General features: G+C 65.9%; 24 protein-coding genes. 7 read left to right on the forward strand and 17 right to left on the reverse strand.

Going from position 1 to position 22,804, the window contains the following annotated elements:
* Nucleotides 1-25: 25 nt before the first annotated feature.
* From GEV06_00530 to pspF, 4 genes are all read right to left on the reverse strand, one after another.
* Nucleotides 26-970 carry a sensor histidine kinase gene (locus GEV06_00530; GenBank protein ID MPZ16389.1) on the reverse strand — a complete coding sequence of 315 codons (945 nt, stop codon included), beginning with the start codon at nucleotides 968-970 and terminating at the stop codon, nucleotides 26-28.
* Between the two features lie 48 nt (nucleotides 971-1,018).
* Entirely contained in the window at nucleotides 1,019-1,927 is a 909-nt protein-coding gene (locus tag GEV06_00535; protein ID MPZ16390.1) for an acyl-CoA desaturase, read from the reverse strand.
* A gap of 140 nt (nucleotides 1,928-2,067) precedes the next feature.
* A complete protein-coding gene (locus GEV06_00540; GenBank protein MPZ16391.1) occupies nucleotides 2,068-2,775 on the reverse strand; it encodes a DUF2959 family protein in 708 nt (235 codons plus the stop codon).
* Nucleotides 2,772-3,854: a phage shock protein operon transcriptional activator gene (pspF, locus tag GEV06_00545; protein ID MPZ16392.1), complete on the reverse strand. Its 1,083-nt coding sequence runs from the start codon at nucleotides 3,852-3,854 to the stop codon at nucleotides 2,772-2,774. The genes GEV06_00540 and pspF overlap by 4 nt, the downstream gene beginning before the upstream one ends.
* Before the next feature lie 353 nt (nucleotides 3,855-4,207).
* Here pspF and pspA point away from each other — a divergent pair, with 353 nt between their 5' ends.
* From pspA to GEV06_00570, 5 genes are all read left to right on the forward strand, one after another.
* Nucleotides 4,208-4,882, forward strand: a complete 675-nt coding sequence (pspA, locus tag GEV06_00550) for a phage shock protein PspA (GenBank protein MPZ16393.1) — start codon at nucleotides 4,208-4,210, stop codon at nucleotides 4,880-4,882.
* 30 nt (nucleotides 4,883-4,912) lie between these two features.
* Nucleotides 4,913-5,155, forward strand: coding sequence for an envelope stress response membrane protein PspB (gene pspB, locus GEV06_00555; protein ID MPZ16394.1), 243 nt, complete (start codon nucleotides 4,913-4,915; stop codon nucleotides 5,153-5,155).
* Nucleotides 5,025-5,624 (forward strand): PspC domain-containing protein, encoded by a 600-nt coding sequence (locus tag GEV06_00560; GenBank protein MPZ16395.1) that lies wholly within the window; start codon nucleotides 5,025-5,027, stop codon nucleotides 5,622-5,624. Before pspB ends, GEV06_00560 begins: the two co-directional genes overlap by 131 nt.
* Before the next feature lie 64 nt (nucleotides 5,625-5,688).
* A complete protein-coding gene (locus tag GEV06_00565) occupies nucleotides 5,689-6,354 on the forward strand; it encodes a PH domain-containing protein (protein ID MPZ16396.1) in 666 nt (221 codons plus the stop codon).
* Nucleotides 6,351-7,931, forward strand: coding sequence for a PH domain-containing protein (locus GEV06_00570; protein MPZ16397.1), 1,581 nt, complete (start codon nucleotides 6,351-6,353; stop codon nucleotides 7,929-7,931). Before GEV06_00565 ends, GEV06_00570 begins: the two co-directional genes overlap by 4 nt.
* A gap of 87 nt (nucleotides 7,932-8,018) precedes the next feature.
* Here the strand turns inward: GEV06_00570 and GEV06_00575 are convergent, their stop codons facing one another.
* The 7 genes from GEV06_00575 to GEV06_00605 form a co-directional block, all read right to left on the reverse strand.
* Nucleotides 8,019-8,681, reverse strand: coding sequence for a response regulator (locus GEV06_00575; GenBank protein ID MPZ16398.1), 663 nt, complete (start codon nucleotides 8,679-8,681; stop codon nucleotides 8,019-8,021).
* A 79-nt stretch (nucleotides 8,682-8,760) separates the two neighbouring features.
* Nucleotides 8,761-9,264, reverse strand: a complete 504-nt coding sequence (locus GEV06_00580) for a hypothetical protein (protein MPZ16399.1) — start codon at nucleotides 9,262-9,264, stop codon at nucleotides 8,761-8,763.
* Nucleotides 9,265-9,266: 2 nt separating this feature from the next.
* Nucleotides 9,267-9,572: a helix-turn-helix domain-containing protein gene (locus GEV06_00585; GenBank protein MPZ16400.1), complete on the reverse strand. Its 306-nt coding sequence runs from the start codon at nucleotides 9,570-9,572 to the stop codon at nucleotides 9,267-9,269.
* A gap of 109 nt (nucleotides 9,573-9,681) precedes the next feature.
* A complete protein-coding gene (locus GEV06_00590) occupies nucleotides 9,682-10,347 on the reverse strand; it encodes a response regulator (GenBank protein MPZ16401.1) in 666 nt (221 codons plus the stop codon).
* Entirely contained in the window at nucleotides 10,265-13,405 is a 3,141-nt protein-coding gene (locus GEV06_00595; protein MPZ16402.1) for a hypothetical protein, read from the reverse strand. The genes GEV06_00590 and GEV06_00595 overlap by 83 nt, the downstream gene beginning before the upstream one ends.
* A gap of 88 nt (nucleotides 13,406-13,493) precedes the next feature.
* On the reverse strand, nucleotides 13,494-13,838 hold the full coding sequence (locus GEV06_00600) for a response regulator (protein MPZ16403.1): 345 nt from the start codon (nucleotides 13,836-13,838) through the stop codon (nucleotides 13,494-13,496).
* Between the two features lie 157 nt (nucleotides 13,839-13,995).
* Entirely contained in the window at nucleotides 13,996-17,187 is a 3,192-nt protein-coding gene (locus GEV06_00605; GenBank protein ID MPZ16404.1) for a choice-of-anchor D domain-containing protein, read from the reverse strand.
* 480 nt (nucleotides 17,188-17,667) lie between these two features.
* On the opposite strand from GEV06_00605, the gene GEV06_00610 reads away from it, so the two are divergent.
* Both GEV06_00610 and GEV06_00615 read left to right on the forward strand, forming a co-directional pair.
* Nucleotides 17,668-17,868: a hypothetical protein gene (locus tag GEV06_00610; protein ID MPZ16405.1), complete on the forward strand. Its 201-nt coding sequence runs from the start codon at nucleotides 17,668-17,670 to the stop codon at nucleotides 17,866-17,868.
* A gap of 62 nt (nucleotides 17,869-17,930) precedes the next feature.
* Entirely contained in the window at nucleotides 17,931-18,137 is a 207-nt protein-coding gene (locus GEV06_00615) for a hypothetical protein (protein ID MPZ16406.1), read from the forward strand.
* A 533-nt stretch (nucleotides 18,138-18,670) separates the two neighbouring features.
* Here the strand turns inward: GEV06_00615 and GEV06_00620 are convergent.
* The 6 genes from GEV06_00620 to GEV06_00645 all read right to left on the reverse strand — a co-directional run bounded on the left by GEV06_00620 (nucleotide 18,671) and on the right by GEV06_00645 (nucleotide 22,794).
* A complete protein-coding gene (locus GEV06_00620) occupies nucleotides 18,671-18,928 on the reverse strand; it encodes a hypothetical protein (GenBank protein MPZ16407.1) in 258 nt (85 codons plus the stop codon).
* 651 nt (nucleotides 18,929-19,579) lie between these two features.
* Complete coding sequence (locus tag GEV06_00625) at nucleotides 19,580-20,812, reverse strand: type II toxin-antitoxin system HipA family toxin (protein MPZ16408.1); 1,233 nt, start codon at nucleotides 20,810-20,812, stop codon at nucleotides 19,580-19,582.
* A complete protein-coding gene (locus GEV06_00630; GenBank protein ID MPZ16409.1) occupies nucleotides 20,812-21,156 on the reverse strand; it encodes a helix-turn-helix domain-containing protein in 345 nt (114 codons plus the stop codon). Before GEV06_00630 ends, GEV06_00625 begins: the two co-directional genes overlap by 1 nt.
* Nucleotides 21,157-21,555: 399 nt before the next feature.
* Nucleotides 21,556-22,068 (reverse strand): hypothetical protein, encoded by a 513-nt coding sequence (locus GEV06_00635; protein MPZ16410.1) that lies wholly within the window; start codon nucleotides 22,066-22,068, stop codon nucleotides 21,556-21,558.
* A gap of 68 nt (nucleotides 22,069-22,136) precedes the next feature.
* Nucleotides 22,137-22,547 carry a PIN domain-containing protein gene (locus GEV06_00640; protein ID MPZ16411.1) on the reverse strand — a complete coding sequence of 137 codons (411 nt, stop codon included), beginning with the start codon at nucleotides 22,545-22,547 and terminating at the stop codon, nucleotides 22,137-22,139.
* Nucleotides 22,540-22,794: a hypothetical protein gene (locus GEV06_00645; protein ID MPZ16412.1), complete on the reverse strand. Its 255-nt coding sequence runs from the start codon at nucleotides 22,792-22,794 to the stop codon at nucleotides 22,540-22,542. The genes GEV06_00640 and GEV06_00645 overlap by 8 nt, the downstream gene beginning before the upstream one ends.
* Between the last annotated feature and the right edge of the window lie 10 nt (nucleotides 22,795-22,804).

The raw sequence follows: 22,804 nt of genomic DNA on the forward strand, positions 1-22,804 counted from the left end.
CAGGTAGCACCGACCGGTAGCCGTTCTAGACACGTCCACTGGTGGCGATCGACTCGGCAGGAGATTCTGCGGCGCGAGCCCGCAGCCGCGGCAGCTGCAGCGTGAAGGTGGCGCCGCGGCCCTCCCCCTCGCTCTGCGCGAAGACACGGCCTCCGTGCTGCGTTGCGATCGATCGAACGAGGTAGAGACCGAGCCCGGTGCCCTTGACCTTGAAGCCACGCATGGGGATCCGGTGGAAGCGGCGGAAGATACGCTTCAATTGACTGCGCGGAATGCCGATGCCTCGATCCCGCACACGAATCCAGAGCGCATCGACGGCTGGCGCGAAGAGCTCGACGGTCACCTTCACCTGGCCGTGCGAGTACTTCACGGCGTTGTCGAGCAAGTTCGACAGCGCCGAGCGCAGGTCGTCGACGTCACCGTCGACCAGCAGGTCGGCGTCAGCGACGCTTCGCAGCCGCGAGATCGCATCTGCTGGGAGGTGATGTCGCAGCCGAGCCGTTTCGATGGTGTCCACCACCAACGCTGCCATGTCCACCGGTGCGCGATGCAGCAGCCGCGGTCGCTGCCCGGCCACGCCGGCTTTGAGCACCTGCTCGACCGTGTGCTGCAGCCGCTCGGTGTCGGCCACCATGATGCGGTAGAACTCGCGGCGCTGCGCCTCGCTCACCTCGCGCGCACCCAGGGTGTCGAGATACAGCCGAATCGACGCGATGGGCGTCTTCAGCTCGTGGGTGACGGCGTTGATGAACGCGTCGTGCTGCTCGTTTCGTCGCATCTCGCGGACGAGGAAGACCGTGTAGACAATGATGCCGGCGATGATGAGGGCAAACGAGAGGACGCCGAGAACGAGCGGCAGGACACGCCGCCCATTGACAATGATCCAGCCGATGTTGAGCGTGACGGCCGCTGCGATGAGGACGACCGCGAGCGCGATGAAGACGACGGTCGCGACTTGGCGGCGGGGCACATCACGATCATAGCGAAAAACGGGGGCTGTCCCCGTTTTCGCTATTCGCTAATCTGCCGCCGCGATTTCGGCCGCCGTGATGTTGACGGCGTCGGGCGCTTCCTGCGGGTCCGCGTGGGCGGCCCGTCTCACCTTGGCCACCTTGACATCCCACGCCAGGCCAAGGGCTTGCAGCGTCTTGATGCCGTAGTAGTTGAGGTCGATCTCGTACCAGGCGAGGCCGTGGCGCGCAGACACCGGGTGCGCGTGGTGATTGTTGTGCCAGCCTTCGCCGAAGGTGAGCAGGGCTACCCACCAGTTGTTCGTCGAGTCGTCTCGTGTCTTGAAACGCCGTGAGCCCCACTTGTGCGTCGCTGAATTGACCAGCCAGGTGGCATGGAGGCCGAGAACCACGCGAAAGAAGACGCCCCAGAGGACATAGGTCCACCCGCCGTACGCCAGCAGCGCCAGCCCAACGACGACTTGCGGCACCCAGTGCCATTTCGTGAGCCAGAGGTGGACCGGGTCCTTACTGAGGTCTGGCGTGTAGCGGCTCAGGATCTTCGTGTCGTGATGCATGGCCTGGCCGGAGAAGATCCAGCCCATGTGCGCCCAGTAGGTGCCCTCACGCGGTGAGTGCGGGTCGCCCTCCTTGTCGGAATACTGATGGTGAATGCGATGCGTGGCGACCCAGAAGATGGGCCCCCCTTCCAGCGCGAGCGTCCCGCACAGCGTCAGGAAGTGCTCAACCCATTTCGGGGTTTTGTACCCGCGGTGCGTCAGGAGCCGGTGATAGCCCATCCCAATGCCGAGCATGCCCGACATCCACCAGAGAAACGCTGCCGCAAGGATCGCGCCTGTGTCGACGAAGAAGAACGCCGCCACTGCACCGATGTGGAACGCCGTCATTGCGATGACGGTCGTCCAGGTGATGCCGTCGGAGTTCTTGCGGCCGTAGAGGGTCCGTACGTCCAACATGGTTATCGACACTACCAGCATGCTGGGCGGCCGACTGTAATAGTTCTGTCAAAGGAACGAAGGGGGCGTTTTTCTTAGGATTTCCGCAGAAAAGACCACGTGCTGGCGACGACGGATCGGCTCCGCAGGGGCGGGACGGGCTATTCCGTCTCCATCGCCTCGATGAAGAGATCCGCTTCGGCAATCGCGCGCTCCAGGTCGGCAACCAGCGCGTCGACGTTGCCGCGCATGCTGGTGAGCTCCTTGGTGAGTGCCCCGACCGCTTGCGCGTTGAGGTTGTGCTTCAGAAAGAGGACGCGATCGCGCAGCGGACTGAGCACTGGATCGATGCGCTCCTCGGCGCGCGACATGGCTGCAATCAGCGCATCGGCTCGCCGCCGCGTCTCATCCAGCTCGCGCTCGCTCTGCGCACGCAGCGTCCGGTCCGAGTATTGTCGCAGCTCCTTCTCCCACTCGCGGAACAGATCCGCTGACACGTCGCGTACCGCCTTGATGCGATCACGCACCCTCCGGGCGCGCGACTCGCTCCGCTCGAGCACATCGTTGAGCTCGTTGTACTTGTCTTCGAGCGACCCTCCGTCGACGTCGAGGACGGTCTGGAACTTCTCGAGCGCCGAGCGGAACTCCTCCTTCGCCTCTTGCTGCGCGCCCCGCGCCGCGCGGACCCGTTTGACGAGGATGTCGCGCTTCTCGAGGCCGAACTTTCGCATCGTGCCGTAGTACATCCAGTCGCACCCGGCACATGCCACGAGCGCGAACACCAATGGCATCAGGCGCAGCCGCCGCGTTGGCCACGTCAATCGGCGATCCCCCCGGGGGCCAAGATGGGCCGAAATGGCTCTGATCATGCGGAGACGGCAGATCGCCGTGGGACTCGTCCTGCTGATTGAAGACCATGTTTGCGGACGAGCCCGCGAATCTGGTCGTAGGTGAGCGCAAGGTACCGCGCGGCGCGCTTCTGACTCCCACCGTTGGCCGAGAGCGCGCGACGGACCCACTCCCGTTCGGCCTGATCGAGATACGCGCGGAGATCGAAGGGACCGCCTGGCGCGCTCGACAGCGGCGGCCGTGGCTCGAGTGTCGCTGCGGGCGATGGGCCGGCGGCGTCGACGGCGGCCGCCGGACGATACACCGTGTCGAAAGCGTCAATGACGACCCGGTTGACGGGACCAGTGCGGTCGGCGGAGATCCAGCGATAGAACGAGCGCTCTGCGGCGTTCTTCAGCTCACGGACGTTGCCGGGCCAGTCGTAGGCGCAAAGCGTCGCGATCGCGGCGGGCGTGAAGCCTTCGAACCGCACGTCGGGACTCTCTTCGGCGAGCTCTTGCGCGAGAGTCGCGGCGAAGTGCTCAGCGAGGAGCGGAATGTCTGCTCGGCGGGCGCGCAGGGGAGGCGCGACGATCACGTCGAAAGCGAGCCGGTCCAGCAGGTCGGCGCGGAAGCGCCCCGTCGCGGCGCGGGCCGGCAGGTCGACGTTCGTGGCAGCCACGACGCGCACGTCCGCGGTGACCGTCGTCTCGCCGCCGACGCGCTCGTACTCGCCGTATTCGATCGCACGCAGGAGCTTTTCCTGCACGCGCACGCTGGCCGAGGCGATCTCGTCCAGAAACAGCGTGCCGCCTTCAGCCCGCTCGAACCGCCCCTGATGGCGGCGCTGGGCGCCGGTGAACGCGCCCGCCTCGTGACCGAAGAGCTCGCTGTCGAGGAGATCGTCGCTCAAGGCGGCGCAGTTGACCTTGACCAGTGGGCCGTCCCAGCGCGGCGAGAGGAAGTGGATCCGCTCCGCCAAGAGCTCTTTGCCCGACCCGCGCTCGCCGGCAATGAGAAGCGGACGGTTGAGACCCGCCGCCGTAGACGCATGGGTGAGCGCATCGAGAAATGCCGGGTCCTGACCGATCAGCTCCGGCAGTGTGCGCTCGCGCTCCATAGAAGGCCAACCATACCAATTTCCGTCGGTGAAAGTCACCCAAAAAAAGGCGTAGGATGCCTGTGTAGAGGCGGCGTGGAACCAGGCGATGAGACAAACGTATCTAGAATCAACGCGTTATGAGGACGGCTCCAGACTGGAACGACTCTCGCAAGAGATGAGCTCGGCAACGATCCAGTAGGCGAAAAAGCCGGGAGCATGACATGAGCTACTACCGTTACCACTACGACGACAGTGAGCGTAATTGGGAGAGCCGTTTCCGCCGCGCGTGCCGCAGCCGCGAGGGCTTCGCGTGGGGGGCGTTCCTGATTGGGTTCGTCCTGGGCGGGATTATCTTCTAGGGAGACCGAACCATGCGCGTTTTCTCCAGACTAGGCGACATCATCAACTCCAACCTCAACGCGATGCTCGACAAGGCCGAGGATCCAGCAAAGATCGTGCGTCTCATTATTCAGGAGATGGAGGACACGCTCGTCGAGGTGCGAAGCCGGGCGGCGCGTGCCATCGCCGACAAGAAGGAGGTGGAGCGCAGGAAGGCCGAGTTCGCCGCTCGCGGGGCCGAGTGGGAAGCGAAGGCCGAGCTCGCAATTGCCAGGGGCCGCGACGATCTCGCCAAGGGCGCCATTGCGGCCAAGCGCAAGGCGCAGGAAATGGTGGAGCTGTTCGACAAGGAATTCCAGGCGATCGACAAGAGCCTCGTCAAAGCCAACGAGGATCTCGAGAAGCTGCAGGCGAAGCTGAAGGAGGCGAAGGCCAAGCAACGGTCGCTCGAACTTCGCCGCGGCGCCGCGTTCGACAGCGTGCGAGTGAGCCGGCACGTCTACGACGGACGCATAGACGAGGCTATGGCGCGCTATGAGCGCTACGAGCGCCGGATCGACGAGCTCGAGGCCGAAGCAGAAAGCTACGTGCTCGGCCGGCCGAAATCGCTGGAAGAGGAGTTCAAAGAGCTGGCTGCCGAAGACGAGGTGAATGAAGAGTTCGAAGCGCTGAAGAAGCGTGTCGCCTCGCGTGCAGACAATCCGTAACGGGCCCGAGACCAAGCAGGGGGCGACCTGATGCACGACGTCTTTATCGTTGCGATCGTCGGGATAGTGTTTCTCGCGTTTCCGGCGATTGTGCTGAAGTACGTGATTGAGTGGCGGAAGACCAGGTCGTTTTCGGCCGACGATGAGCGTCTCGTCGACGATCTGTGGAAAACGGCGCAGCGGCTCGAGCGGCGGGTCGACGCCCTCGAGAAGATTCTGGACAAGGAAGCTCCGACCTGGCGTGAGGACTACAAGGAGCAGTCGCATGCCTGATCGCCACCATCACCATCATCATCACCACTATCATCGCGGCCGCGAGGGCTACGCCTATCACGCGGGCGAGCCGGGACCGGGTCCGAACCGTCACCGGCTTCGCCGCGACACGCAGCGTGGGAAGATCGCCGGGGTCTCGGCCGGGCTTGCCGATTACTTCGACTGGAACGTCAACATCCTCCGCTGCGCCTGGATTCTGGCGACGATCTTCTTCTTTCCGTTTCCACTCATCGCGTACGGCGTCCTGGCGATTGTGATGAAGCCGGCGCGCGCCGACGATCCGGTGTATGAGTCAACGGAGGACGAACGCTTCTGGCGAACGTTTTCGGCGCGCCCGACCGCAACGGTCTCCGCCATGAAGCACCGCTTTCGTGCGCTCGACGCGCGGATCGCGGACATGGAGCAGGCCGTGACGTCGAGCGAGTACGACTTGCGGCGACAGTTCCGCGATCTCGAACGCAGGGCGTGAGCACTGTCGGTCGGCGAGGGAGCGCCGTGTATGATGGGCGTGAGCTCCTTTCGCCGGCTTGCTTGTGACCGATCCAACTACGAGATCTGCCGTACCGGACGAGCGTCCAGTCGAGACTCCAGCAGTCGAGACTCCAGCGGCGCATCCTGTTGCGGCGCCTGTCCCGCAGCAGGCCAGCACGGAGCCGGCGCCGCATGCGGATGCCGCCCGCAGCCTGGGCTTTCCTGAAGGCGAGCCGCAGAAGCTCGACGCACGCGTCATCCAGGTTGACCACATCGCGAACTGGATCACGACCGGCGTGCTAGCCCTGGGGGGCACCATCACCGCGGCATTCGCCACGCCGCGCGGCTGGCGGCTCATCGCAATCGCCGGCACGCTCGCCATCGTCGGCGCGCTCTGGTGGTGGGGCCGGCGGTGGGCCTACCTCGCGTACGCGCACACGTCCTACACCGTGACGCCGGGCGGGTGCGAGATCCGGCGCGGCGTGGTGTGGCGGCAAGTCATCAACGTGCCGCGGTCACGCATCCAGCACACCGATGTGACGCAAGGTCCGTTGCAGCGCGTATTCGAGCTCGCCACGTTGGTCCTCTACACGGCGGGCACCACGCACGCCCAGATCGGGCTGAGCGGTGTGGCGTTCCGGCCAGCGATGGCGATCCGCCAGTACCTGCTCCAGCGCGTAGACGACGTCGTCCCGCGACCGGGTGACCCGGGCGGCGCTGAACGATGACGACCGGCCGCCTCGATCCTCCCGTGCCGGTGTCCACCGAGCGCGCTCTGCATCCGTTCTCCTGGATCTTCACGCTGTGGATGCAGGCGCAACGGCTAGCCGTGCCTCTCCTGGCGATAGTGGCGGCGGCGCGCTGGTCGACCTGGGATCTCGGATGGCTCCCATTGGCGGTCTTCTTTCTCTTCTTCGCCGTTATCCTGCAACTGTCCCTACGGTACCGCCTGGGCGACACTGATCTCATCGTTCGCCGCTCTCTCGTGATTCATCGCAGCGAGCGGCACATTCCGTACGCCCGCATCCACAACCTGCGGGTGGTCGAGACCCCGTTGCATCGGCTGCTGCGCGTCGTCGAAGTTGCCGTCGAGACGGCGGGTGGTACCACGCCTGAAGCGACGCTGCGGGTACTGTCGCGCGACGCGTTCGCCGAGCTACGCGCACATGTCGCCGCGCGTTCGCAGGCGCTGTCGCCAGCCGATGCAGGGCGGGCCTCCAACCGCGGGGCGATCGGCGGCGCTGCCGACATGACTGAATCGGGGGCAACGGCGCGGCGTCAGGTCATCCTGACGTTCTCGCTCCGCGACGCGATCAGTTACGGCATGCTGGACAACCGCGGGTTCGTCGTCGTCGCCGCGCTCGCCGGCATCGTGTGGGAGGCCTTCTCCTCCTATGAAGGCGAGCGCTTCTGGCACCCGGGATTCTGGACGGCACCGCTCCAGTTCGCGCGCGAAGGCTGGGGTCGGCTGCAGGGATCGGCCTTGCTGGATGTTCCACTCGTGTTGATCGCGATTGTCATCGGGGCGCTCGTTGTGCTGAAGCTGTTTTCCGTCGTCTGGGCCGTGGTGACGCTGCGTGGCTTCTGCGTGGAGCGCGTTGGAGCGAGCCTCACCGTGACGCACGGGCTGCTGACACGCGCCTCGACGATGATTCCGCTGCATCGGATACAGCAGATCAAGGTGCGTGAGAAACCATTGCATCGTCTGGCACGGCGGGCAGAAGTGGAGCTGGATACGGTGGGGAGCAGCGGGGAGCCGGGCAAGCGACAACCCGTCTGGCTCGCACCGCTCGTGCCGCGAGCCTTCGTAGCGCGGCTCCTCGCAGACGCCGGCCTGCCGATCGCGCTGGACGAGGTGCGGTGGCAGCCAGTGCATCCACGCGCCGCGCGCCGCATGCGCCGGAAGACGTTGCTCCTGACAATCCTCGGCGGGCTGTTGCTGTGGAGCAGCGTCCGGCAGCCGTGGGCGCTCGTTCCGACCGCGCTTGCGGCGCCGGTGCTGCTCGCCGTGGCGACCGTGCAGGCGCGGCGCCTGGGGTACGCGGTTGCGGCCCCGTGCATCCTGCTGCGCAGGGGGTGGCTCTGGAAGACGATCCACATCACGTGGGTCGACCGCGTGCAAACACTGGCCGTCTCCTCGTCTCCCTTCGATCGCAGGTATGGCATGGCGCGCTTGATCGTCGACACGGCGGCCGGCGGGGCGATGGGGTCGGATCTGCGCGTGCCATACCTAGGGACTGAAACCGCCCTCGCCCTGCAGCGCGAGCTCGCCGCGGGCGTGGCCGCGACCAGGTTCCAGTGGTGACGGCGATGCGTATCACATCACATATTGCATAGCAATAGGTCTTCCGGCACGCTTGAACGACTCCACAAAGGCGCAGGGCAGCGTGGCCTAGCGGACCAGGCCGCGCCTGAGCGCGAGGGCAACGGCCTCGGACTTCGAGTGGACGTGCAGCTTGCGATAGACGTGGATGATGTGGAAACGAATGGTCTCGATGCTGAGAACGAGCTCGGCCGCGGCGCTCTTGTAGCTATGTCCCTCAGCGAGCAGCTTGAGCACCTGCATCTCGCGCGGCGTGAGCGCCGTGTCGCCCTCCGGCAGCGGCGCCACACGATGGAACATCGTCAGCACCTTCCGCGCAATCTCAGGGGACATCGGTGCACCGCCGCGATCGACCTCGCGCAGCGCGTCGACGAGCCGCGACGGCGGCGTGTCCTTCAGCAAGTAGCCACACGCGCCGTTGCAGATGGCCTCGAACACGTGCTCGTTGTCGGCATAGACGGTGAGCATCACGACGAGCAAGTCCGGAATGCGTGCCTTCAGTCGCGCAACGCCCTCCACACCTGACATGCCGGGTAAGCCAATGTCGGCGAGGACGATTCTCGGCCGGTCGAGCTCCACGCGCCGGACCGCGGTTTCCATGGTGCGATATCGCCCGACCACGCCGAAGCCTGGCGTGCCATGGATGAGCGCCGCAATGCCTTCACGCGTGCGGTCGTCGTCTTCCACAATTGCCACCTGAATAGTTTCGAGAGAGGGTTTCGGCATCGACATGCGTGTCCCACGACAGACAGTAGCTCGTCTTGAACGCGCGTGTCACCCGCACGAATATGTAGTAGTTCGTCGACGGCAGTCACGTCTCCTCGAGTCGGCGGCGCTCCTCGCGCACGGCCCCGAGCACCTCGAGCTCGATTCGATCCTTCGGACGTCCGGCCGCTCGTTTCATCTCAATGAGGTCATCGAGCGAAGTCACCGCCACCTGTAAGCCGCCCAAATCCAGTGTTTCGGCGGTGCGAACAAGCTCGTCGTAGCCGCGCGTTCCGGCAGGAACACCGATGATGTCGAGATCGCCGGCATCTGTCTCGAACGTGAAGTGATCCCCCGCGCGGAGGGTCGCGCCGTCCAGCAGGAAGGGGACCGGTGCATCGACGCCGCGTAATCGCGCGCCGAGGACTTTGAGTGCCCGCGCCAGCGCCGAGAGGTTCGACGCATCTCGCGCGTAGCAAATATCGAGGTCATTGGTGACGGTTGGAGAGCCCCACACTCGTGCTGCGAGGCCACCAATCATCACGAATCGCACGTGATGCTCCTGGAGCACCTGGAGCACGCGAAGCGGATCGAACGGCGCCGAGCTCATTGTCAACGTCTCGCGGCCAGCAGCCGGTGCAAATTGCGGCCCTCTTGCGTGGCCCGGGCGATGCGTTCTGCGGGCGTGAGCGCCAGTAGACGGCGAATGGCCGTCCGCTCGACACCGTCGCCGAGCGTCGGCTGAAGCGCCAACCCGTATCCGCACTCCGCGAGGAGGCGCATCAACGTGTCGACCCGTGGCCGCGTGCGACCCGACTCCACCCGCGCGACGGCGGACTGCGGCATTCCAACCCGCCGGCCGAGCTCACGTTGCGATAGGCCAGCTTTCCGACGAGCGCGGTAAACGAGCCGGTCCATATCCGAAATGATATCAATATTATGTATTGTATGCTATCGACTTCCCGCGATCGAGGCGGTAGACACCGCGTCCGAGCTCGCGGGATCTGAAGGGCAGGCCACTAGTTGGCTACCCGTCGTGGAGTGCGGCCCGGTGCTCGATCGCGAAGCGCGTCAGGGCATGGCTGCCGTGGAGCTCCAGCTTCGCGGCGATGTTCGCGCGGTGGTGATCGACGGTTCGCGGGCTCACGCACAAGACGCTGGCGATCTGCTTGGTGGTCTTGAGCTCCGCAATGAGCCCCAGCACTTTCCGCTCGGTTGCCGTGAGATCCTCGATGCCTGGCGTCCGGCTGGCGAGCGCCTCGGCGCGCTGCCGGCGCGTGATCAAATACGTCGACAAGACCGGACTGATGTAGCTTTGGCCGGCGTGCACCGCCTTGGTGCATTGCACGATTTCAGCCGCCGCGCTGTCCTTCAAGACGTAGCCCTTCACACCGGCGTCCAGCGCGGCATTCACGAAGCGCGCATCCTTGTGCATCGTCAGGCAGATCACGGCCGTCGGCAGCCGCCGGTCGCGGACGGCCCGCGTCACCTCCAACCCATCGCGACCCGGCATCGAGACGTCGAGGATCGCGACGTCGGGGGCGAGCGCCTCGATGCGCTCGATCGCCGCATGCCCGTCCCCAGCTTCGGCCACGACCTCGAGCATTGGATCACTCTCGATGATCTGGCGCAGTCCCTGCCGAAAGATCGGGTGGTCGTCTGCGATGGTGATTCTGATGACCGATTTCGTCACGCCGCAGCTCCTGCTCGTTGATCCGATGGTCGACGGCGGCTACGACGACCTGAATCGTCGTGCCCCCGCCCGGCGTCGAGATGATCGTGTGCCGCCCTCCCAACATCTGTACGCGCTGAGCGATCCCCGCCAGACCGAGGCCAGCGCTGGACGACGGCGATGTGTGCGCCGCTCCCTTGTCGAACCCTTTTCCATCGTCCCGGATGGTAACGACGACGGCCTGCGCCTCACGTGTGACCTCTACCCAGGCGTGCGGCGCCTGAGCATGCTTGACGACATTGGTCAGCGCCTCCTGCACGACGCGATACAGGTTGATCTCGTGCTCCTTGGGAATGGCGCCGTCGATCTGCGCGATACGGCTCGAGACGTGAATCTCGGACGAGGTGGAGATCCGCTCGACCATGTCCTCGATGGAGCTGGTCAGGCCGAGCCGGTCCAGATGGTACGGTCGTAAATCGCGTGCGATCTGGCGAATCTCGTCGAGCGACTGCGTGGCAGTCGTCGAGATTTCGTCGAACTGCTCCTTCACGTCGTTGGCCTGTGGCTCCGCCATCGTACCGAGCAGCGCGCGGTTCTTGATGATCAGGAGCTGCTGACCCAGGCTGTCGTGCAGCTCGGCAGCGATGCGCCCCCGCTCGCGCTCCTGCGAATCGATCAACTGCTGCGCGAAGGCTTGCTGCGTCGCGCGCGCGCGCTTGAGCCCTTCGACCCGGCGGCGGTAAGCGGCCGTGGCCACGCCGACGCCTGCAAGCGCCACGAGCCACCAGAACCAACGCGTCTGGTAGAAGCGGGGGACGACGACGATGGAGAGGCTGTCACCATGCGTGTGCCACACGCCGTCACTGTTGGCTGCGAGGACCGTGAAGGTGTAATTGCCCGGCGGGACGTGCGAGTAGTACGCCGTGCGCCGCCTGCCGGCCTCCACCCAGTCCTCGTCCAATCCGTTCAGACGATAGCGGAAGCGAAGCCATCGTGAATTCTCGAAGCTGAGACCGGTGTATCGGATCTCGAACGTGTTCTGGCGCGACGCCAGGCGCACGCCGTTGTCGAACGCCACGGACGTGCGATCGACGAGGACGGACTCGACGACCGCCGGCACCTTGACATCGCTCGCCTCGATCGTGGCCGGATCAATCACTGCGATGCCGTCTTGGGTGGGGAACCAGAGCCGCCCGTCACGCGCCCTGATGCCGGCAGGCCAGTTGCCGCCGTTGGCTTCCGGGTTCAGGAGACCGTCACTCTTGCCCAGCGAGAGGGCGTTGATGGTCGTGCGCTCTCCGGCGGCGAAGCGATTGAGATCCGCTTTGCTGACGCGGTACAAACCGCGGTTACAGCTCATCCACAAGTGACCGTGCCAGTCATCGAGAATCTGAAACACGCCATTGTTGAACAGCCCGTCGCGGACGGTGTAGGTCGTAGTACGGCCATCCTCCAAGCGGCCGAGACCGCCGTCGTACGTGCCAATCCAGAGCACGCCCTGCGGATCGAGGTAGAGCGAGCGCACGCTGTTGCCCGGCAGGCCCTGGTCTTCCGTCCAGCTCGTGAGCCTACCGTCGCGGACATGCGTGAGACCGCCATATGCGCCCACCCACAGGCCACCCGCCCGGTCATCGATGATCACTTTGACGTCGTCGCCCGCGAGCCCGTCCTTCGTCGTGTACCGAGTCGACTGGCCGTCCTGGTATCGAAACAGGCCGGCCGGCGTGCCAAGCCACACCGCGCCCGTCCGGTCATGATGTATGACCGCCACTGCTGTGTTGTTGGGCACCATCTGATCCGGGACGGGGGTGAACCGGCCGTCCTCGAAGCGTGTGAGGCCGCCGTTCGTCGCGCCAAGCGCCGCCAACCACAGGATCCCTTCGTGATCCTCGGCGAGCGCCGTCACCGTGGGGGAGGGCAGACCGTCGGCGGCCGTGAAGCTCGTGAAGCGCCCTTGGCTCAGCCGAGTCAGGCCGGCGCTGCGCGCACCTATCCACACGGCGCCGTTGTGATCCTGGAACACGGGATACACATTCGGGCCGATCAACCCGTGTTCCTCCGAGTACACCCTGACCGTCTGCTCACGGACACGATAGAGCCCACGCCCATCGGTGCCGAGCCAGAGGTTCCCTTCGCGGTCTTCGTGGATCGTCGTGAACTGTAGCTCTTGTCGCTGTCCGGCGGACGGCACGATCAGCGTCCGACCCAATTCGGTCGTCAATGCCACACGCCAGGCGGTGCCGTGCCGGTCGCGGTGCGTGCTATACCTCTGGGCCTCGTCTTCGACTTCGCGCCACGTGTCCTGCATCCCGTCGGGCGCCGATGGGTCCTGCCGAGTCTGGCGCGTGAGCGTGGCGACCGTCCCCTCCACCGTGGTGACCCACAGCCTCCCCGATTGATCCTCTCCTACGCGCGACAGACGCACGCCTTCGGGAAGCGTCCACCTGCTCAACCGCCCGCGACTGAAGTGGTAGAGCGTTCGGCCATGGACACCCCAGAAAATCTCGCTGCTCCAGGCAGAACGGCGCATCGCACTCGCGGGCAGGCCGAGCTTCGCTGCGCCGAAGTGTCCGTCCTGCCACTGCACGATGTGGTTGCCGGCCAGGACCCAGACGTTGCCCTTCTCGTCGCCCGTGATTCCGCTGACGTTGGTGTGGCGCAAACCCTCGTCCACGCCGTAGGTGGTGAACACGCCGTCGCGATAACGCGTGACGCCAGAGGTTTCCGATCCGATCCAGAGCGCGCCGTCGGCGCTCTCGTAGATCGGCGTGAAGCGGTTGCTCGCGATGCCGGGTGACGTGGCGCGGCCGAAGACCGTGAACCGCACGCCGTCGAAGCGGACGAGACCATCCAACGTCGTCAGCCACAGATACCCATCGCGTGCCTGATGGATTGCGCGCACGATGTTCTGCGGCAGGCCGTCGTCGGTGGTCCAGACGTCGAGGCCGTATTCCGGCGCATCGGTGGGGGCCTGCGCCTCGGCGGGAGACGTCAGGCAGACGGCAGCCACGAGACAGAAGAGAGTCCTGCCGAGGTGGACAGGCTCGAGCCAGGTCCCGTACGGGTGGGGGAGGCGCATACGAGTTCGCCGCGAACCGGCTGCTACCGGCTAGCCATAACTATACTCATGGTTAGGAGTCTGTCCACCGCGCGTCCGCGCCCGGTGCCTACGCCTGCAGGCGGGCGCGAAGCTCCAAGAGATTCTCTTTCAAGACGTATCCCTGTGCACCCGCTTGCCGGGCGGCGTCGCGCAGCCTGTCGTCGTCGTACTGGGTCACGATGAGCACGCGTGCCTCGGGGAACAGCTCGAGGATTCGCCGGGTGGCGGTGAGGCCGTCCATCTTCGGCATTGCGATGTCCATCAAAACCCAGTCCGGTCGATGCCGGGCGTACGCGGCCAGCGCCTCGGCGCCATCCTCACATTCGGAGATCGGATCCGCGAGGTCGGCAATGACGCGTCGGATCATACGTCGCATCTGTTCGCTGTCGTCGATGAGCAACACGGAAGGCATGTCATTGGGGGGCGCGATCACGAACCATCGGGATGAGACGGGCCGGCGCTGGGGAGATCGTTCCGGCCCGTCTCGCACGGGGACGCCTGGATATGTGCGGCAGGCGGCCCCGTTTTCGTTGACCAGCGGACAGCGCCGTTGGTCACATCGTTCCGCCTCATTCCGGCAGCGGCAGCGCTGGCGTGGCGCTGCCGGTGGTGAGCGGCTGGTCGTCCGGCGAGGCGTAGGCCGCGCCTTCAACGACCAGCGGCACAGGGTTCTCGCCGCCGGTGCTCTCGACGTGCACCGCCACCGGCGCGGCGCCCGCGTCCGGGAACAGCTCGACGAGGCGGAGCGTGGTGCGGCTCCAGGGGCCGAGCGGCACGACCACCGGCTCGCGCGTGCCGTCGGGCGTGACGAGCGTGAGCGTCGCCTCCGCGTCGACCGCATTGGGATTCGCGATGAGCACGTACGCCTCGGCGGTGTCTGGACCGCCGAGCGTGAGCCCCGCGAGGCCCCAGCGCGTGGCGGGGCGCGTGGCACCGGTGCTGACATGGCCGCCGTCCCACGCGCCCGTGGCGCCCCACCACATGGCGCGCTCGGCGAGGATCGGCGTATCGCTCTGCACCGTGATGGCCACCTGCGTCTCGGCGAGCGCCGCATCTTCGGCGTCCACCCAGACGGTGCCGCGGCTTTCCGGCTCGAGGGGATACGTGCGCTCGATCGGCTCCCCGGTTGGCAGGAGATAGCGCACCGTGGCGTCGACCCGTTCCGTGCTCGGATTGGCGAGCAGGAGGAAGAGGTCGAAGAAGTCGGTGGCGCCCTCGGCGAAGTGCCAGGAGGTCGCCGGTGCGGTGACGCCCGGGGCGATGGTACCCGCCGTCAGCGGCTGCGCGGCGTTGGTGGTCAGATACAGCGCGCGCTCGGCGACAATCGGGACGCCGTTGGTGGCGACGATGTGCGCGCTGACCTCCGTGGCGCCGAGCTCCGGATCGGGCGTGACGCCATCGGCGCCGACGTTGACGAACACGGTGCGGCGTGTGTGGGGGCCGACCGTATAGGTGCGCGTCACGGCGGCCTGCTCTGCGCCACGGTAGTAGGTGGCCGTCACCTGCGCCGCGTCGTCGCCCGGGTTGTAGAGGAGGTAGAAGAGTTGGAAGGTGCCGGTGGCGCCTTCGGTGAACCACCACTCGGTCTGTGGGGTGGCGACGCCGGCGCTTTCGTGGCGGCCGTAGTGCCGCTCGTCCCACGCCATCGTGCGTGACGTGACCAGCGTCTGGTCCGCCTCGATAGCGGTGGCAAAGCCGACCCACTCCTCCGGGAGGAGCGTTTCGGGATTGACGATGACCTGCTGACCTGCGGGAATGGTCACGGGGTGGTGGACGGCCTGACCGGTCTCGCCGGCAAACGTCAGGGTCGCGGAGGCCTCCTCGTCCGTGGGATTGAAGAGCGCAAAGGTCGTGTCGAAGAACTCCCCGATCGCGCCTTCGCCAAAGTAGCGGGTGTAGACGGCAGTCAGCCGCGTGGCGGTGAAGGTGATCTCCTGATCGGTCTCGAGCGGATCGAAGGTCTGCGAAGGGGGCTGCACATCGTAGTCGGGATGGGTCGGCGTGACCGTGTAGGAGTCACCCCACGTGAGCCCCTCAAACGCGAACGCGCCGTCTGCCGCGGTCGTCACCTCATCGTGGCCGTTGCCACTCAACGTGACGGTGACCCCCTCGAGCGGTTGGTCGTCCTCATCGACGACCGTCCCGGTGATGCTGACCTCCACGGCCGCGGCGGTGAAATCCGCCGTGGCGTCTCCGGTGAGCTCCCCGAACTCCTGCGAGGCTGGTGTGAAGGTGTAGCCGTCGAGGCTCGGCATCACGGTGTAGCTGCCGCCCTCGGCCAGGTTAGCGAACGTATAGGTGCCCTGAGCAGTGGTCGTTGTCCCGGCGTCGGACGTGCCGGTCAAGCCCACCGGGACGTCGGGGAGCGGCGCGCCGCTGGCGTCTTGGATCGTGCCGCTGATGGTCCACGTGGGCGGGAGGGTGCCCTCGCCCGACAGCGCGACCGTTGCTGGACTTTCGGGGCCGTTGTGGGGGACCTCGAGGGTGGCCGTCTTACCGCCCGCGGACGCTGGCGTGAACTCCAGATCGATGTCGCAGGTCTCGCTGGCGCCGAGCTGGGCGCCCTCGCAGCCGTCGCCGGCGATCGTGAACTGGCCGGGATGGTCGCCTGCGAGCGCTGCCGCATCGACCGTCAGCGTGCCGCCGCCGACGTTGGTCACGGTCACCATCTCGGTGCCGGAGGCCTCGCCTGTGATCACCGCGCCGAACTCGATCACCTCCGGAGCGATGCCGGCCTCGGGGGACGGCGGGTCGGCGCCGGGACCGACCGCGACGCCCTTGGCGCCGCTCGCGCCGGTGATGAAGCTCTGGTTCGGGTCGCTGCCGTCGAGGTTTGCGCGCCCGATCGTGCTGCCGCCCAAGTTCCCCCAGTAGACGTAATCGGCGTCGACCGCCACGCCGACGGGGCTTGCTGCGCCGGTGATGAAGCTCTGGTCCGGGTCGCTGCCGTCGAGGTTCGCGCGACCGATCGTGTCGGCGACGAAGTTCGTCCAGTAGATGTGGTCGGCGTCGACCGCCACGCCGTCGGGGACCTGCGCGCCGATGATGAAGCTCTGATTCGGGTCGCTGCCGTCGAGGTTCGCGCGGCCGATCGTGTCGCCAGCATAGTTCGCCCAGTAGATGTGCTCGCCGTCGACCGCCACGCCGCTCGGGGTTCTCGCGCCAGTGATGAAGCCCTGGTCTGGGTCGCTGCCGTCGAGGTTCGCGCGGCCGATCGTGTCGCCGCTCCAGTTCCCCCAGTAGACGTAATCGGCGTCGACCGCCACGCCGACGGGGCTTGCTGCGCCGGTGATGAAGCTCTGGTCCGGGTCGCTGCCGTCGAGGTTCGCGCGACCGATCGTGTCGGCGGCGAAGTTCGCCCAGTAGATGTGGTCGGCATCGACCGCCACGCCGTCGGGGCGGCTCGCACCGATGATGAAGTCTTGATCTGGTTCGGTGCCGTCGAGATTCGCACGGCCGATTGTCTCCGCGTCGGCGTTCGCCCAGTAGATGTGCGTTGGCGACTCCTGTGCGAGGGCGGGGGTTGCGTCCACCCACGGCGCCGCCACTATGAGCAGCGCAGCGAGGATCCGCAGCGCCCCGCACAACGAGCGGCGGCGGGAGACGCCGCGACGACCGAATTCGATTCCGTTCGCTCTCTCAACCATGTTCTTCCTCCCATTCCGGCGTGAGATGCAGACCGGGCGGCGGCTGGCCAGGCCCTTGGGCAGGACCCCGGCGCCGGGGCGAAACGTAGAACGCCGTCGGAGAGCCATGAGCATCGCCTTCCTTGGCCTCGCGACGAACTGGCGCCAGTAGGTGGCGCGTACGACTGGCCGACGCCAGTATGGAAGGGCTCCTGTGACGAGGGAATGGAGGAAAGTACCGTATTCCTGTAGGTAGGATTGCCTATTTCGTCTAGGTAGGATTGCCTATACGACGGTGCCCCGGCAGGGCGTGCGAAGCGTCTGCGTCGTGTCCCTGATCCTGCCGGGGGGAGGCCATCCGGGCACTCGGCGAGCTGCCTCCGCGCTTCGGTGCCTGGCCTCCTTGACGCTCAGCCGTTGTCGCCCGGGTTGAGCCCAGACGTCGAGGGTCACGATGACTGGCGGTAACCTGCGCTCAATCGTTCAATCTCTGGATCGCATGGATGTCCCAGTGGCGATGTTTCGCTGACATCAACTCGTGCCGGCACGAGCGCGGCATTGATCTTGCGCGCTCCTCCTCTCCGGTGATGATGCCATGGGGTACACTGGCGCCGTATGGCTTCCGCTGCCGCGCCGTTGGAGGCGGTCGTGCGATGCCTGAACGGGCTGAAGGCGCGCGGGCTCATCGGCGAGCACGCCATCGGCGGCGCGATGGCGTTCATCTACTGGGCTGAGCCGTTCGAAACGAAGGACCTCGACGTGTTCGCTGTCCTGCCCGCGACCGCAGCAGACGTCATCCACCTCGCGCCCATCTGAGATTATCTCGTCCTGCATCGGTACGGCCTCGTAGAGATGGAAGCGGTTCAAGGAGATGTACGATGTCGATCTCGGATGAGCCACTGACGAAGGACGAGTATTTGAGGCGGCTCTTCGCGGCAAAGGCGCCACAGCGCAGGAAGGACGCCGAGCTCCCGTTCGAGGAAAAAGTGGCGATCGTGCTCGCGCTGCAAGGCGTATCCCTCGCGCTCCGCAACGCCCGCGTTGTCGAGGGGGCGGGAGACAGATCACCCAGTGAGCCGGAGTAGCCGCATTGAATCCGTTCGCCGAGGGCCCGCCGAGTGCCGCTTAGACCAATTCGGTACTTTCCCCGAGTTTGACGCGTGCGCAGGAGGCGCTCGCCGACACGAAGGAAGATGCTGATCATGAGGAGTGGTTGCGGCAACTCGATCGCGTCATCGATTCGCGGGAACGTCAGTCTTGGTCGACGCTTCGAACAACGGTATAGTCAGAAGAATTCCTGCACCGCTCTTCTTCGAGTACATGCGTGTCTCGCGTGCGAGCGCGCATGAGGGCGGGCCGTTCAGGATCGACTCCGTCGTTCCTGTTTGCGCCCAACCGAGCTCCCCACTGGCACCCGGTGCGCATCCCAAACGGCGATGTTGTTGTTGGAGGTGGTCGGCTCTACTTGCCCTTCGAGCCCGCGCGAACGAGCGCCTGCTCGAACGCAGGCAAGAGGTCGCTCTGTGCGGAGGGCCGACTCGAGCATCTGGAGCAGGTGTCGGGTGCGCCCCGTGTCGACGGCCGTCCCCTGGACGCGCGACAGAGGTCGGCGAGTAGATCAGCGACCGGCGAGCGCACGTGTCGCACGATCCAATCGATCGCGAAGTTGCAGGTGGTTGGCGAGATCCCCGGCCCGATCGCTGGCCGAGGGATAGTCCGGCTGCACAGCGCGCATGTGGAGCAGTAGTGCCGTAGACGCCGTCCTTGCAGGCGCCGGGCCGTGTTGGCGGTACTGCTCCACCCAATATTCGATCTTGTGATGCGCGGCGGCCAACCAATCACGGCGGGCAAAACGTCTCAGATCGTCGGCATTCACGCATTTATTCTACTCGACAAGCGCCTGCCAGCACGCCGCGCGCGGCTGAATCCGTGTGACGAGCGCGTTCGCGTCCGCGTTTGTGAACAGCCTTGGCCTAGGGCAGCGGCAGCGCCGGCGTGGCGCTGCCGGTGGTCAACCTGAGCTCAATTGTTCAATCTCTGGATCGCATGGATGTCACAGTGGCGATGTCTCACGAACATCAACTCGTCCCGGCCGGCACGAGTGCGGCACTGATCTTGCGCGCTCTTCCTGTCGCACTCTTGTCCGATGAGGGTGGTTCCGCGCGGATGTCCGCCGCCGCGAGATCCTGCAAGAGGTGCGCGCGGGAAGCGATGGCGGAATTCCAACCTTGGAGAGCGAGAAGCTTGACTCATTGTGTCAAGTTTCGAGCTCTCGAATGAGCGTCGGGAGGCGCGGCTGGCAGCCGCGGCTCGCAAGAACTGGCGGCGCGCCCAGTTGGACGCGCAGGTACGTTTCCTAAGAGATGGGTGATTGCCGCGATATCCGCCGCTACGTGCAGGGGCTCGATCGTGAAGTGGTCGAGCGGCCCCAATAGGTCATAGACGAGCGCGACGCCGAGGCGACGCGCCCGGAAGCTCACGTCGTGATCCTGCCTGACATCGACCTCCTGCCTCCGGCGACACGACGTCAGGCCGTTGGTTCGAAGGCCGATGCCATACGATCGATCTGGGACGCCGTCAGCCCGTGACGACGCGCCTCCTGGCGCCATGTTGCCACCGCCTGCTCGACCTCGAGCACAATCCTCTGCGCCTCGCGATCGTCCAGCTCGAAGTACGGCGCCACGCTCCGCGCAAGACCCAAGGAGGCTGTGCCATCCTCGAGGTCGATGGCCGTCGTGAGGAGGCGGGGCTTGATGTCGACAGGCACCGGATTGAGGTCGTAGGCAGGCGCCAAACGCCAGCCGTCGATGCCCGCATGAAGAAAGCCATGATTGCGAAGATGATCATCGGTGTTGGCGATCAGCACGCTGAAGACGATGCGCCGCCACAGAGCGCGCATGTCCTCCTGCGGCTGAGCGCCGTAGCGGCGAAGCACGTCGACGAGCTCGAGATAGCTGCGCATCTCGTGATCGCTGGCGCCGAGCATGCTCATGGCTGAAAGGAACGGAATGCGCGCCCGCTCGATGCGGTCGAAGCGTCGGAGGATGAGGACTGGTCGACCAGCCACGAGCTCGAGGCGCCACGCCGGGACGTGGAGGCCCGCCTTCTCTGCGAGCGCAAGTGCGGTGGCCTCCCAGCGAACCGTATCGATCTCGTCATCCCTGTGAGGAAACTTCGCGATCGCCAGGTGGCCGTCGCGGTCACGGATCGACGCCTTGGGCCGCGCGCCGCCAAGCGACGATCCGGGGGCCAGAAGCAAGCGAAGATCTTCCTCGCTGTCGGCATCGGCGATGACGTGCTCGGTGGCCGCGAGCAGGCGGGGGAGCTCGACCAAGGGCGGAATGCGGGTGGCGCCGTGGGCGGCGAGGAAGGGCCCACCTTCCACCTGCGCGAGACGGAGCGCCCCTTGCCGGGCCTCGTCGTCCACCCGGAGCAGGTAGTCGATCTCCCGCAGGGTGCGCGGTGTCTCGCCGGCGCGCTCGGCCCGCCGTCGTTCGGCGCGACGCATGAGCGCTCGCCCCCAACGGTCGGGTGCGGAATCACCAAGGGCGCCGAAGAGCGCCGTGCCAGCCGGCGTGTGGAAGGCGCCGGGCCCCAGCGTGAGAGCCGGCTCGAGCGAGAAGCGGGCTGGATGGTGGAGCCATCCCGTGTCGTACTCGAAAGAAGTGCGCTCTCGCCCTTTGCGCATCAGCGCCCACAACCGGCCGGCGAGTGTCGGCACGCCGCCGAGGTCGACATAGACGAGGACTGGTGTCTCCATCACGCACTGTTCGGTCCGCCGGATGCTGTCGGGGGCTTGCGCGAGCGCCGGATGCGGCGTGGCAGATGCTCCTCCTCGAGCGCAAGGCCGAGCTCGTCCTGCCCGGGGTCGGCCAGATGCTCGAGGCGCTGGACGAGACCCAGTACGAAGAGTGCGGTGGCGTAGCTGCCGAGGGAGACCCCAGGATCACCCTTCTCGACTTTGCTCAGAGTCGTGCGACTGATCGACGCTCGCTCGGCCATCACGGCGACGGGAATGCGTCGACGCCGGCGGGCGTCGCGGATGTCGTGGCCGAGCGTTCGGAGTGCTCGGACGACCGGGATCGGCAGGTTCGAATACCGCATGTCAACGCCACCAAATAACGTCCATTATAATAAGCTATATTAGGCTTAACGTAAAATAACCTGGACGTTAGCGTCTGACCGGAAGGTCTTTTCAGCCGCTCATGGGCCACCCGGGATGACATCGCGGATCCTGCAGGCAGATTTTCGCTGTGGGCCTCCCCCTGGTCGAAGAACAGGCGGTCCAGGCGGCCGAGTTGTTCAATGTAGGCGGCCGGCGACGAGGACGTTTCAAACGAGGTCTGAGGTCCGCGCCTGTCTCAGCGCGAGCATCGGGAGCCGCCGTTTGGCCGCCCCACCTGGAGGGCAGCAACACGCGACTCCCGATCTCGTGCTGTCGCGCGTACCACGCGCGCACATTCGTTCGCGAGCGTGATCGCGTCCGTGAACCTGTCGCCGGACCTAGTCCACTGGCCCGACAGACGACAGGCATGCCGTCGCGTCGCCGTTCGGCGCACGGAGCCCGCTGCTCTGCGACGACACCACCACCGCCGCGTCGGCGCCGGCGGCCGGCAGCACCACCCGATAGATGGTCCCGCTGTACTGTGCATAGAAGCCAAGGTCACCGTTGCTATAGGTAAAGGCACCACCAAACACTTGGCGATTGAGCTGACGTCCGTCAGCGTCAACGAGCGGGAGTACTTGCACCTCCCCGGAGACCGGGTCCAACCGGCGGGACACTGCGGCCGGCTTGAACACGCTTTCGATGAGCGGCATGTAGGCGAGGTCGAGCGGAAGGCCTTCTGCCCGGAGCACGCGCTGAATCATCGGCAGGTATTGCTCGCCTCGCGCGAGCCCTTCCTCGATCGTGCGTCGCAGCTCCGTTTGAAAGCGCTTCACGTACTCGAGGACGCGGTCGTTCAACGGGATCGGGATATCGTGTATCGCCCGCGCAGCGCCCGGCAGCCTGTCCATTGTCGTACGTGCCGGCGTCGCGGCTCGCGCCGGCGTGGTGACGGTCTCACATGTGGCCCCGTGGCCGATCAGACCGAGACGATTTCAAGGAGGTCGGACAGGCCAGCGAAATCGTCCGGGTTGCGTGAGTAGAGAGGTACCGCCGCCGCGACAGCGGTCGCCGCTATCAGCAGGTCGACCGCGCGCCGGCCGCGCGCTTTGCGGCCTGCCGACGCGACCGCGGCGTAAACACGTCCGTACGCACGAGCTACGGCCGCATCTACCGGCAGCGGCTCGAACATAGCCTCGGCCCGTTGCAACCGGTCCTGACGACGGGCACGTTCTGCCGGATCGGTGGTTGCGTGCGGTCCGGCTGCGAGCTCGGCCATGGTGACCGCAGAGACGGCGAGCTCTACAGGTAAATCGGTCGGTTCAATGAGCTGCAGGTCGATGACCACCGAGGTGTCGATGAGACCACGGGCGTGACGCCGGTCAGCCACGGGGCGTGGGATCCTGTTCGATCATGGCGTCGACGTCGCGCCGAAAGCGCCCGGGCGCGACGCGTGGCGCGTCCGCGAATGCGGCCAGGGCTGCCTCGGCCGGTACGAACACCCGTTGTCGGAAGGGGATCAACTCGCCGACGGGTACGCCGTTACGCGTGACAATGAAAGACTTCCCTCGGTCCAGGGCGCGCATGATTCGCCCGCTTTCGTTGCGGAACTCTCGTTGGGTGATCCGTTGGCTCATCGAAGCCATT

It is taken from the genome of Luteitalea sp. (assembly GCA_009377605.1).
Lineage (GTDB): Bacteria > Acidobacteriota > Vicinamibacteria > Vicinamibacterales > Vicinamibacteraceae > WHTT01.